At 65.7% G+C, this 12,224-nt stretch carries 9 protein-coding genes; 4 read left to right on the forward strand and 5 right to left on the reverse strand.

The annotated features are described in order from the left end of the window. Window positions 1-20: 20 nt before the first annotated feature. Window positions 21-1,364: a cytochrome P450 gene (locus tag ABW16_RS00910; protein WP_047317239.1), complete on the forward strand. Its 1,344-nt coding sequence runs from the start codon at window positions 21-23 to the stop codon at window positions 1,362-1,364. Window positions 1,365-1,370: 6 nt separating this feature from the next. Continuing rightward, entirely contained in the window at window positions 1,371-2,654 is a 1,284-nt protein-coding gene (locus ABW16_RS00915; protein WP_047317240.1) for an acyltransferase, read from the forward strand. Window positions 2,655-2,660: 6 nt separating this feature from the next. Here the strand turns inward: ABW16_RS00915 and ABW16_RS00920 are convergent, their stop codons facing one another. From ABW16_RS00920 to ABW16_RS00935, 4 genes are all read right to left on the reverse strand, one after another. After that, window positions 2,661-3,197, reverse strand: a complete 537-nt coding sequence (locus ABW16_RS00920; RefSeq protein ID WP_131721447.1) for a hypothetical protein — start codon at window positions 3,195-3,197, stop codon at window positions 2,661-2,663. Then, window positions 3,194-3,391 (reverse strand): hypothetical protein, encoded by a 198-nt coding sequence (locus ABW16_RS00925; RefSeq protein ID WP_131721448.1) that lies wholly within the window; start codon window positions 3,389-3,391, stop codon window positions 3,194-3,196. Before ABW16_RS00925 ends, ABW16_RS00920 begins: the two co-directional genes overlap by 4 nt. A gap of 120 nt (window positions 3,392-3,511) precedes the next feature. Next, window positions 3,512-6,085 (reverse strand): helix-turn-helix transcriptional regulator, encoded by a 2,574-nt coding sequence (locus ABW16_RS00930; RefSeq protein ID WP_200900600.1) that lies wholly within the window; start codon window positions 6,083-6,085, stop codon window positions 3,512-3,514. 50 nt (window positions 6,086-6,135) lie between these two features. After that, entirely contained in the window at window positions 6,136-9,270 is a 3,135-nt protein-coding gene (locus ABW16_RS00935) for an adenylate/guanylate cyclase domain-containing protein (protein WP_047317244.1), read from the reverse strand. A 192-nt stretch (window positions 9,271-9,462) separates the two neighbouring features. On the opposite strand from ABW16_RS00935, the gene ABW16_RS00940 reads away from it, so the two are divergent. After that, the gene (locus ABW16_RS00940) at window positions 9,463-10,590 is read left to right on the forward strand and encodes an NAD-dependent epimerase/dehydratase family protein (RefSeq protein ID WP_047317245.1); all 1,128 of its coding nucleotides are present in this window, start codon (window positions 9,463-9,465) and stop codon (window positions 10,588-10,590) included. Further along, window positions 10,587-11,780, forward strand: coding sequence for an AI-2E family transporter (locus ABW16_RS00945; RefSeq protein ID WP_047317246.1), 1,194 nt, complete (start codon window positions 10,587-10,589; stop codon window positions 11,778-11,780). The genes ABW16_RS00940 and ABW16_RS00945 overlap by 4 nt, the downstream gene beginning before the upstream one ends. Here the strand turns inward: ABW16_RS00945 and ABW16_RS28075 are convergent. Then, entirely contained in the window at window positions 11,705-11,902 is a 198-nt protein-coding gene (locus ABW16_RS28075; protein ID WP_109519435.1) for a hypothetical protein, read from the reverse strand. The two genes, ABW16_RS00945 and ABW16_RS28075, sit on opposite strands and share 76 nt — an antisense overlap. Window positions 11,903-12,224: the final 322 nt, after the last annotated feature.

Below are 12,224 nucleotides of genomic sequence, written 5' to 3' on the forward strand. Positions count from 1 at the left end.
CATCACCGTTGGAGGGACGCATGACCGCTCTGGCTATGGCCAATCCCGGCGAAGAAACGACGGCATCCAGAAACCCGCCACCGGTGCGCCTACCCAAGCTCGTGCAGGGGGTTGGATTCGCCTTCTTCCGCCGCAAAGCGATGAGGTACTGGATCTCGCGGCACGGACACGTCTTCGAGATCAACGTCCCCTTCTTTGGCCCATCCGTCGTCGTGTCCGAACCTGCCCTGGTGAGGTCGGTGTGTACTGCGAGCACCGATCAGTTGTCCAATGTGCAACCGAACCTCAGCAACTGGTTCGGACCCGGATCCGTCTTCGGGCTCGAAGGCGCTGTGCATCACGCTCGTCGCCGGCTGCTCGCGCCGGCACTTCACGGCCGGAGTCTGGAAAACTACGAGAAGGTCATCGAGGAAGAAACCCAGCGCGAATGTGCAAACTGGCCTGAGGGCAAAGAATTTCGGATTCTCGAGCCAATGAGCAGGATCACACTGAACGTGATATTGCGGGCCATCTTCGGTGCTGATGGCGCCGAAGCCTCGGACCTCGACCAACTACGTGAGATCGTCCCGCCCTATATGAAGCTGGGGCAGGTCATGGCCTTCGTGCCGGCGCCACCATTCTGGGCCGGACGCCACGGCCCGTGGGCCAAGCTGGACAAGCTCCGCAAGGCGATCGACCGGATCATGTTCACCCAGATCGCGCAGGCCGATGCCGATCCGGATCTCGCCAAACGGGCGGACATCCTCGCAATGTTGCTGCGCAGCAGGCACGACGACGGAACCCCGATACCGCGACGCGACCTCTGCGACGAGCTGCTGACCTTCATCGGCGCGGGGCACGAAACCACGGCAACGGCATTGAGCTGGACGTTCGAGCGGCTGCGTCGTCACCCAGATCTGCTGGCCGATCTGGTCAGAGAGGTCGATGAGGGGGGCGGTGAGCTTCGCCGGGCCACAATCTTGGAGGTGCTGCGAGTACGCACCGTCGTCGACGTGATCGGCCGCCAGGTTACGGCGTCGAACTTCGACCTCGGCCAGTGGCGGATTCCGCGGGGACGCACCGTGCTCGTGCGTATCGCCGATCTGCACGACAATCCAGAGATCTTCCCGCACCCGGGACGGTTCGATCCGTATCGCTTCCGCTACACCAGGCCCGTTTCACCTGCATGGCTGGCGTTCGGTGGTGGAGCACGCCGCTGCCTCGGCGCTGATTTTGCGATCGCCGAAATAGATGTCGTGCTGCGGACGGTGTTGCGGAATTTCTCGATCCAGTCCGACGACGCCGCCGCCGAGAAGTCGTATTTCCGGGGAGTCGCTCATACCCCGAAACTTGGCGCCCGCATCACAATGCACCGGCGAACGTAGACCATCATGTCGACCCACCTCGTCCGGCCACTGCACCCACGGCGGTTCGAAATCCGCTGCAACGTCGGCGATGCGATTGTCGCGAACCTGGCGGTCCACATGGTCTTCTTCTTCCAACGGCAACTCGATGCCAGGGCGCTCGCCGGCGCATTTGCGCAGGCGCTCACCGATCTTCCAGTCTTCGCGGGACGGATGGGCATGAGCCGCGGCAGGATGCGGATCCGATGCCACGGGCAGGGGGTGCCGTTCAGCACTGCGTCATCGGACCGCACGCTGCGTGAGGCGATTCGTTCGGCGTCGGATGACACCGGAGGCTGGCTCGTCGACCCGGTGAGCGGCCCGACGGCTCGATGGGGACGAGGTCCGTTGTGCAAGGTGCGTGTCACGCAACTCGCGAACGATGCAACGGCGATCGGCGTCTCCTGGCACCACGCGATCGGCGACATGCAGACAGCGATGCACTTGATGAACTCATGGGTAGCTGCCGCTGCCGGCAAGCCGGTCGCCGAGCCCTTGATCGTGGAAGATCGTGCCGCCTTCCTCGATGACCATCTGCCTGCCGACGGCACTCGGGAGCCCGGGGTGCGTTGTCTCGGGTTCGCCGAACTTGCCCGCAGTGCGCTGTACCTGGCAAAGGATGCCCGGAAGCAGCGGACTCTGAATCTCTACTTCAGCGACGACGAAATCGCCCGCATGCGTGACGCCTACGGCAGCCGGATGCGTTTGTCTGCCAACGACGTTGTATGCGCGCATGTGTCCGAATCGCTCATGAAGTCAGATCCCGCGGTGAATCGACGTAGTCTCGCGATCGCCGTGAATGCACGGAAGCGTTGTGGCCTCGATCCGATGCTTGTCGGCAACATCATCACGACGCTCAACCTGGACCTGCGACGTGGGGAGGCCGCCAGTTCAATCGCCGAACGCATCCGCCACAGTGTGGACCACTTTGCCGACGAACACTGCGACATGCGCATCAACCAGCAGTTTCTGGACGCTGCCGGCGCATGGCGGGCCGCTCGCTGCGTATCCACTGCCTTCAATCCGGCCCGGTGGAATCCGATAATCACCAACTGGAGCGGCTTCGGCGTTTACCGCATCCACTTCGAAGACACCTTGCCGTCGTACTGCACTCCGTTGATGAGGTTGCCCGTAGCGGGACTCGGCGCCCTGATGGAAGGGGCAGACGGCCGTGGGCTGGTCTTTCAGATGTCATTGCCGCCCCGGGAATTCGAGGCCATGTCAAGTCCTGCGATCCGGGAACACCTGCACCGGTTTCAACGTGCCGGCTGACCCGGGTCAGGAGATCAGACTGTCCACAAGTGCCCCGATGTCCTCGATGCCGGACGCGCCGGGATCGAGCACCGGGTTCAGATCTTCGACCAGCGCGGTGATGTCCCCGGTGCCCGAAGCCTCTGCTGAGTAGACATACGGATCGAAACCAAAGAGACCCGCGATCCAGTCCCATGCGGTTTCGAAGAACTGCCCAACGCTGACCACGAGGCCGCCAAAGACGAAAAAGCCGCCGAGAAGGATATCGGTGAGGAGGTTCGCGATGAAGTCCCCGAAATCACCGAGGGGATCGGCAAGGGCCGGTTCGGCACTGAGCACCCAGTTCAATGCCCCGTCATCGGAGGTCAGGTCCTCGATGACCGCAGCCAACGGCGACACGCTCTCGGCGCCGAGACTATTCGCCACCGCATCGACGGGACTCACCAGATCGATGGAATGCTCAGCGGCCGTAAGCGCCACCGCCCGGTACTCGACATTGGGCCCGCCCACCGGGGGGATGACGAGGAGGAAGGCACCTAGCAGGGCGCCAGAGGCATGAGTCATAATTGTTCCTCCTTGATCAGCGCCCACCGGGCCGCTGCCCGGTGCACTTCCTCCGCAGAACCCCTGACCAGCTGGACGACTTCCATGTTCCGGCTGTAATGCGTGGCAACCCAGCCGATGCCGTGTTCGTAGTCGACGCGCAGCAATGTGCCGTCCTTGGCCCAATCGTGACCGCACTCATGTGGAGCGATCATCGTCATCTCCCGCCGATTTCGTTCTGCGATACGAATCGTCAGTGACGTGAGATAGGACGACGTCAGTAGTGCAGCACTGCAGTTTCACTCAGTCTTCGGACGGCGTCACTGAGTAACCGTTCAGCTCCGGCGGCGGGGACGCAGGGCTGCCAGTTCGTCACGGCCCTTGGTGTCCGTCTTCAACATGGCTCGATAGATGTGGCTTTCCACGGTACGAACGGAGACGCTCAGTCGCTCGGCGATCGCTCGGTTGGACAGTCCCGCGCCGATCAACATCACGATCTCTTGTTCGCGATCGGTCAGCGGCAACGGCTCTGCGGCCTGGCGCAGCGCCGGGGTACTGGCACCACCGCACTGATCGGCCAGTGTGGCGGCGCGGGTCGCGCACACCAGCGCTGTTCCCCGCAGGTCTTGGCGGCGGTACTCGATCGCTGCGCGGGCGGCGGCATCGACCGCGGCAACCAGATCCCCGATGCGCTCGAATTCCAGCGACACAGCAGCCATCTCCGCGGCGTCGCCGTCACGCAGCGCGGCGGCGAGCCGTGCGGCCAGCCCCACCCGCGGACCCTCGACGACAGCTTCGAGTTCGCGCAATCGGACCGCACCGGTACGATCCCCGAACTGGGCGGCGGTCTGCAGACAGACCACTTCCGCTGCGAATTGCCCTCTCGCCGCGGCTGTCTCGGCCGCCGACCTCACGATCGTGATCGCCTCGCTGACTGCGCCCTGACTGGCGACCACCCACGCCCGGGCCAGGCTCCGGTCACAGTCGAGCAGTCGGAACGGACGCCGCAGCTTGTCGAGCGTGGCAAGAGCAGCGACGGCCTCGTCAGTTGCACCACGCATCGCCAGCGCGGTGATGGCCGGCACGAGATAGCGGTAACCCCAACCGATGGCATGGCTGGCGGACAATCCTGCTGCCGCCTGTTCCAGCAGTCGGCAAGCGGCGTCGAGGCGACCGGCGCCCAGGGCAGCCACGCCTGCCACGGCGGCGCCGAGTGACCCGGCCGCTCCCGGCAGCTCGGCTGCCTGTTGGCTGACCCGCTCGGCCGCCTCGACCGCCTCGTTCACTCGTCCCGCCAACAGCAAAGCGCCGACGTGTGCATCGGCGATGTTGAAACTCATCTGTGGCGCGTCCAGGGAACGGGCGACAATGCCATACCCGGCCTCAGCCGTGGCCAGGGCCTCGGCGGTGCACCCGGCGTCCGCGGCTATGGCGGAGAGCACCCAGGCGATCTCAGCGCCGACAACGGCCGGCAACTCCTCCACGTCAAGTACTTCGGCGGCCTGCCTCGCCGCATCCGGGCGGTCCACGGCAAACCAGTACACCGTGAGGAAGGCATCGATATAACTGCGAGCCTGCTGCGCTACGGTGCGCGACGCCTCGTCGATGATCTCCTTCGCCCGCGCCGGCTCACCGAGTGCCCAGAGCATGTTGCTGGCTCGCAGAAACGCCAACCGGGCGCGGTCGCTGTCGGCCAGGTCGCCGCCGGCGATCTCGGCGAGCACACTGTCAGCCTCCCCGCCGTGTCCCAGCCATGACAGTGCGTGTGCGCGAACGAAAGTCGGCTCCGGTCCCCCGCCGGCCCGGATCGCGGCTCCGGCAAGTCTTTCGGCGAGAGTCAAGTCCGCCAGCCAGACGGCGCCATGGGCTGCCCTGACCAGCAACTCGGCGTCGGGCACGAGGTCGGAGTCAAGACTTAAGGTGGCACGGCGCACCACCACCTGGATATCGTCTCGATCCTCGGCCGCGGCGAGTTCCGCGGCAACCAGGCCTCGTAACCGCCGCAGCCGGGTGGCCGGCGCGCGGGTGCGCCGCACTTCACCGTAGAGCGGATGCGCGACCCGCACCTGTACACCGCCGACGAGGGACTCCACCGTGATCAGGCCGCGGGTATCGGCTTCCTCGACCGCCGCCGGATCGGTGATCCGGGTCAAGGCAGTCAGATCGATCGGCTCCCCGACCGCCAATGTGTCGATCACATCGCTGATCGGCCCGGGCAAGGCGCCGAAACGGGATTCGATGAGATCGACCAGGCCCAGCGGCATGATCGGATCCCCGATCCACCGCCAGTAGCCGCGTTGTTGTTCGATCCGGCCGTCGGCGAACTCCTGCTCGACGATGTGACGCAGGTACAACACATTCCCGTGAGTCAGCTTCCAAAGACGCTGAACCGCTTGAGGATCCACCGGCCCGTTCAGAGCTGCCGACAGCAGTGTGTCGGTTTCGTCGATCGACAACGGCTGCAGGTCAAGTCGTTCGAACCGGCCGGACACCCAAAGCTCGCGCACCGCGGCGGGAATGGGTTCGCCGTCGCGGACGGTGAGAATCACCTTGGCCAAGCCCCGCTGCACGATCTGCTGCACAACAAATGCCGACAGGTCGTCGAGCAGGTACACGTCATCGACGCCGACCACCACCATGGCGCCGGGCGGGGCCGCGACCAGCGACTCGATCACCCCCCGCAGCAACTGAACCGTGTCGGTGACACCCGGCGGCGTCCACGCCGCGAAGGCGCCGAGCGGAATGGCGCGGGCCGCAGATGTGCCTACCGCCCAGCGCGTTTCGACTCCGCGCGCTTGGGCCGCCGACAATGCCTCACGTGCGATCTGGCTCTTCCCCACACCGGAAGCGCCGTGGATGACGATTCCGGCGACATCCGGGGCCGCGATGGCCGCCTCAACAGTCCGCATCTCCGCCGGGCGGGCGGTCAACGGCCACGACACACGCACGATCCCTGCCCTCACTTCATGGCCTCGGCCAACACGATATGCCCTTCGTAGCCAACCTCGGTGGCCCGCTTGAGGTACTGGTCGGCGAGTCCGCGGTAGCCGTCCTGGTCACCGTTCGCGCGTGCAAGCAACGCACGCATCCCGAGGAGCGGGACGTCGAACAACGCGTAGCCCTCGTCGGTGGGCACCGCTGCCAATCGGTCAATGGCGACCTGCGCCTCCGTGAGGTCAGTGCTGTTGCCGCGCTGTAGCAGTGCTTCCACCAACACTCTGGTGGTCTCACCGCGGGTGATCATGTCGCCGGTGTCGTACAGGTAGTCGACGGCGGTGCGGGCCAGCTCGACAGCGTCATCGATCTCGCCGATGCGAGCCTTCTCCCGCGCGAGCTCGGCATCAAAAAATCGCACGGCCCCTTGTGCGTAGCCGTGCCGCAGATAGGCGTCGCGGTACTGAGTCAGCAGCGCCAAGCCGGCTTCACGTTGGGAAGCATCCTGGTTGAGCAGAACGAGACCTCGAGCCAGTCGTGCGGTATCCACCGCGTAGTCGTCACCGGACTGCTCGGCCATCTCCAGCGCCCGAGCGGTCTCGCGCTCGGCCGCCGCGTCGGGCAATACCACCCGGGCGTAGACGGCGAAGCCATACTTGCCCAGCACGACCGTGACATAGGTCCTGGCGTCGACACGGCGGGCCATCGCCATCGCCTGATCGAGGTCTTCTTTCCAGCCGGTGAGCCCAAGGCCATACCGGCAGGAACCGCGGAACATGAGCGCGATCGCCAGCGGTGAGCCGATCAGCAGATTGCCCTTGGCCAGATCTCCGTCGGCCAGGTCGATGACGCGCTGCGCCAAGCGCAGGCCTTCAGCGGCCTCGCCGGCCTGAACCTTGATGTTGCACGGCGCGATGGCAAGCGCAACCGTCATGGTCGGGTCGCCGATCAACTCCAGCTGTCGGCTGCAGTCCGAGGCGACACGTGATGCCTCGACGCACCGGCTGTGAAAGATCAGCACCGTCATCAGACCGGCCATGCCAATGGCCAGCGAGAGTTTGTCGTCGACGGCGGTGCACAGTTCGCGCAGCTCGGCGAAGCCGGCATCGGCGACGCTGCCGCTGACCCAGCTGGTGCTCGCGCAGAGCATGGTGCGCGGGGCGATCCGCTCGGACTCCCGACCCGGGTGGTCGGCGGGCAATCGGTCGGCGATCGCGCGGGCACGCTCCCAACTGACTCGCGCGGCTCTGATGTCGCGATGCTGTGCCCAGGCCCCGGCCCGCATGCGCCAGCCGTACGCCGCGGGCAGGTCACCGGCGGCCTCCAGATGCTCGGCGATCAGCGCCGCGTTCTCGTCGACCGCATCGGAGTGACGTTGTTCGATCGCGGTGGCCAGCCGCCGGTGCAGATCGGCACGCTGCGCCTTGAGTTGTGACTCGTAGGCGACGATCCGAACCAGCGGATGACGGAAGGCGTACTCCGCGTGCGGGGTGAACCGCACCTGCTCCACGAATTCGGCAGCGATCAACCCATCCAGCTGCACACCGCTGTGGAGAACCGCCAATTGCTCTGCGTCGAAACGCAGTCCGATCACCGCAGCGGCATTCAGCGTCTGTTTGGCGACCGGTTCGAGCCGATCGATACGGGCGGCGATGGCGGCCTGCAATGTCGCCGGCACGACGATGTCGGCATCATCGACAGCGCAGACATAGCCACCGCGGGAACCGCTGAGCACCCCGCGCTCGGCCAGGTCCCGCACGATCTCCTCGGCGAAGAACGGATTTCCGGCCGCCCGCTCGACGATCCGCCCGCACAACGTCGACACAGACGGGTGCGAGCCGAGCAATTCGGTTGCCAACGTTAGGGAGTGGGCCGCATTCAACGGTGCCAGGGTGATGGTCTGCGAGTTCGGCGTCCGGGCCAGAACGCCGTGGTATTCGGGCCGGTAGGTGATCACCACCAGTGATGCGGTCTGCGGGATCACCGCGAGAAAATCGGCCAGCAACAGTTCGCTGACCTCATCGATCCAATGCACGTCCTCAATGACGTACACGACCGGCTCCTGCCGTTCCATGGAAACCTTGTTGACCAGCCGCGTCAGTCGGCGGCGCCGCGCATCGGGATCGATCACAGCCAGATCGACGCTGTCGCCCCGAATACCGAGTAGATCGTCGAGCAGGAGCAGATCCTGTGGATCGGCGTCCGGCGCGCGCCCCCTGATTCGCGCACGCGCCGCCGCGTCGTCGAGTCCGCTGATCCCGAGCGCGGTGACAAGCAGCCCGGTAACCGCGTGGAACGGGACATCGGCGGCGTGCGACTCGCAGTAGGCGGCGAACACCTCCACGCCCCGGCCTTGAGCGACGCCGCTGATCTCGCGGGCAATGCGGCTCTTCCCTATTCCCGGTGGTCCCACAACACCGATCACGCAGCCAGTACCGCTGATCGCCTGCTCGAGAATGCCGGTCAGTGCCCCCATCTCCCAGCCGCGACCCACCAACGAAGGATCCTGTCGAGCGGCATGCCGATGCTCCGGCGACACCCCCAACAACCGATGCGCCCGTACCGGTTCTGTCGCACCCTTGATCTGGACCCACTCCGGGTCCGCCAGTACCACCCAGCCCCCGACCAAGCGCGCCGTCGAATCGCTGAGCAAGACCCCGCCTGCCGGCGCGACCGATTCCATCCGCTGCGCCCGCCCGACCTGCTCACCCATCGCGGTATAGCTGCCTGGCCCCGAACCGATCTCACCCGCAACAACCTCGCCCGAGTTCAGGCCGACTCGTAGTTGCAGCCCACCGTCGCCGGTCGCGGTATTCACCCGCTGAATCTCCAACGCCGCCAGACATGCCCGAAAAGCGTGGTCCTCCAACGCCACCGGCGCACCGAACACCGCCATCACGGCATCTCCGATAAACTTCTCCACCCGCCCGCCATACCGCCGCACCACCTCCGCGCACCGGTTGAACAGCTCGGTCATGATCTCGCGCAACCGCTCCGGGCCCACCGCAGCGGCGATGTCCATCGAATGGACCACGTCGGCGAACAGCACCGTGACTTGCTTGTATTCGGCGGGCGGTGGCGCCGCGACCGGAGCGCCACATTCGAAACAGAACTTGGCGTTCAGCGGCAACTCGGTGGCACACGAAGCGCAGGCGGTCATGTCATCGCCGCCGCACCAGCGCCGACGCGCGCAGCCCCAAGCAGTGCCTGCCGCACGTCCGGCACATGATTGTCGCGCTCATCGCTAGGCCGCCGATCCGGAATTTCATCCGACCGGAAAAGAATAAACTCATCCACCCTGACCAGCTACGTATTGCAAAATCGCGAGAACACTTTCCAATCGAGGGGTCTCATGGACACGGTCCTGGTTACCGGCGCATTCGGGCTGGTCGGTTCGGCGGTGGTGCGGCAGTTGGCCGCCGAGGGCCGTGCCGTGGTCGCGACCGACCTCAACACCCCGGCCCACCGCAAGGCGGTCGCCGCCCTGCCGGCGTCGGTGCAGGTGCGCTACGCCGATCTGACCGATCCTGCCGCGGTCGACGCCCTGGTCGGCGCTGTCCGACCCGCCGCGATCATCCACCTGGCCGCGGTGATCCCGCCGTTCATCTACATGCGCCGTGAGCTGGCGCGACGGGTCAACGTCGAGGCCACCGGGCACCTGTTGGCGGCCTTCGCCGCGCAGCCCGAACCTCCGTCGAGCCTCGCTAAACCGCCGGGTTCATACGGCGGTTCCAGCTTCGGCTCTCCTCCGTCGAGCCTCGCTAAACCGCCGCGATTCGTGCTGGCCTCAAGCATCGCGGTGTACGGGTCACGCAACCCCCACACCGTCTCAGGCGTGCTGACCGCAGACACCCCGACCCATCCCGCCGACGTCTACGGCGACCACAAAGTGCAGGCCGAACAACTGGTCCGCGCCTCGCCGTTGGACTGGGTCATCCTGCGGTTGGGCGGGGTGCTGACGGTCAACCCGGGCTCCTACATGAAGCTCGACAACCTGTACTTCGAGCAGCTGCTCCCCACCGACGGCAGGCTACAGACCGTCGACGTCCGCGATGTCGCATCCGCGTTCGTCGCAGCCACCACCGCGCCCGTCGTCGGGGAAACCCTGCTGATCGGTGGCGACGACTCGCACCGCCAGATCCAGGGCGACGTCGCGTCGGCGATAGCCGGCGCGCTGGGGCTGGTCAACGGCCTGCCCGCCGGACTTCCGGGCAATCCCGACCGCGACGAGGACTGGTTCAACACCGACTGGATGGACTCCAGCCGCGCCCAGGAGGCGCTGGGCTTCCAGCACCACTCCTGGCCGGACATGCTGGCCGAGACGGCCGCCCGAGCCGGCGCACAGCGCTACCTGCTGCGGGCGGTCGCTCCACTGGCCCGCGCCGTGCTGCGCACCCGCTCCCCCTACCACCGCACGGGCCAGCGGTTCGCCGACCCGTGGCGGGCCATCGCCGACAAATGGAGTGACCCACGCCCATGAACCAAGAATTCACTCCCACCCAACGACGGGCGCTGGCGGTCTTCACCGTGATCGCGCTGATGTTCGGCGCCTATTTCCTGCGCATCTACTTCGTGCTGATCGTGGTGGCCGCGGTCGGCGCCTACCTGTTCACCCCGTTGTTCCGGCTGCTCGGCCGGCGGGTGTCCACCGGGTTGGCGGCCACCGGGACACTGCTGGCGGCACTGGTCGCTGTCATCGTGCCGGTCGGGTTAACAGTTTTTCTGGCCGTTGTGCAGATCTCCCGCACCGTCGGCGAGGTCGCCGAATGGGTGCAGGCCACCGACCCCAACGCCCTGGGCGACAAAGTGCTGAAATTCATCAACGGCGCACTGGCCAAGGTGCCGTTCGTGCACGTCGAGCTGACCATGGAATCGCTGCGCGGCGCGATGGTCAACGTCGCGCAGAAGGGCGGCGATCTGCTGCTGCACGTGTTGCAGGGCGCCGTCGGCGGCGTGGTCGGCGCGGTCACCTCGGCGATCATCTTCTTGTACGTATTCCTCGCGCTGCTGACCCACCGCGAGGAACTGCAGACCCTGATTCGCCGGCTCAACCCGCTGGGCGCCGAGGTGACCGATCTGTACCTGGCCAAGATGGGCTCGATGGTGCGCGGCACCGTCGGCGGCCAGTTCGTCATCGCGTTCTGCCAGGGGGTCGCCGGCGCCGCCTCGATCTACATCGCCGGATTCCACCAGGCGTTCTTCATCTTCGCGATCCTGCTGACTGCGCTGTCGATCATCCCACTGGGCGGGGGCATCGTGACCATGCCGTTCGGCATCGGCATGGCGTTGTTCGGCAACGTCGCCGGTGGGCTTTTCGTGTTTTTCTTCCACCTGATCGTGGTGACCAACATCGACAATTTCCTGCGCCCGGTGCTGGTGCCGCGCGACGCCCGGCTCAATTCCGCGCTGATGCTGCTGGCCGTCTTCGCCGGTATCGCCATGTTCGGCTTCTGGGGCATCGTGATCGGCCCGGTGGTGATGATCATCATCGTCACCACTATCGACGTCTACCTGGCGGTATACCACGGTGTGGAATTGCAGACCCACGACGAGGAACCGAAGCAGCGACGAAAATGGTTGCGGCGCCGAGCGGCTCAGGCCAGCAGCGAAGAGAGTTCCGTGCGGGACACCGAAACTTCCTGCGGGCCATCGACTTGTGAGAGCCACTGACCCCGGAAGTTGCAGGCGTCGACGAGGTATACGGCGCCGCCGGTGTTGACGGTCACGCCGGAGGGATGATCGAGGTCGGTGAACGGCAAGCTGGCCCTGGGCGGTTGTCGGGATATCGACATCGCGGGGGGAACATCCAGCGGCCGACGCCGCCATGGCGATCACCGCATCTTCGGGCCAAATATGGGGTGAACACCTCATGCGTTTCGACGGGTCCGTCGCGCACATTGAGAAGCGTGCGCGGGGCCAGATACCGCGGGTATCGGAATGGGCCGAAAGGAATAGAGAATTGAATTCCTACTTGCTCACGCCCCGGGGCACGTGGGGGCCTCCCGGGCCAGGCCCAATCCCGCGCGCAACGACCTATGCCCCTGTTACACCTGGCGCCAGGGAAAAGCTGGTATTACGCGGACGCACCTGGTATGCAAGTCATCGAGGGCATTG

This window comes from Mycolicibacter heraklionensis (genome assembly GCF_001021505.1).
In the GTDB taxonomy this organism is placed as follows: domain Bacteria; phylum Actinomycetota; class Actinomycetes; order Mycobacteriales; family Mycobacteriaceae; genus Mycobacterium; species Mycobacterium heraklionense.

Coding starts and splice junctions, on each gene's coding strand:
- ABW16_RS00910 (WP_047317239.1), top strand. CDS start 21: ATGACCGCTCTGGCTATGGCCAATCCCGGCGAAGAAACGACGGCATCC.
- ABW16_RS00915 (WP_047317240.1), top strand. CDS start 1,371: ATGTCGACCCACCTCGTCCGGCCACTGCACCCACGGCGGTTCGAAATC.
- ABW16_RS00920 (WP_131721447.1), bottom strand. CDS start 3,197: ATGACTCATGCCTCTGGCGCCCTGCTAGGTGCCTTCCTCCTCGTCATC.
- ABW16_RS00925 (WP_131721448.1), bottom strand. CDS start 3,391: ATGATCGCTCCACATGAGTGCGGTCACGATTGGGCCAAGGACGGCACA.
- ABW16_RS00930 (WP_200900600.1), bottom strand. CDS start 6,085: ATGCGGACTGTTGAGGCGGCCATCGCGGCCCCGGATGTCGCCGGAATC.
- ABW16_RS00935 (WP_047317244.1), bottom strand. CDS start 9,270: ATGACCGCCTGCGCTTCGTGTGCCACCGAGTTGCCGCTGAACGCCAAG.
- ABW16_RS00940 (WP_047317245.1), top strand. CDS start 9,463: ATGGACACGGTCCTGGTTACCGGCGCATTCGGGCTGGTCGGTTCGGCG.
- ABW16_RS00945 (WP_047317246.1), top strand. CDS start 10,587: ATGAACCAAGAATTCACTCCCACCCAACGACGGGCGCTGGCGGTCTTC.
- ABW16_RS28075 (WP_109519435.1), bottom strand. CDS start 11,902: ATGTCGATATCCCGACAACCGCCCAGGGCCAGCTTGCCGTTCACCGAC.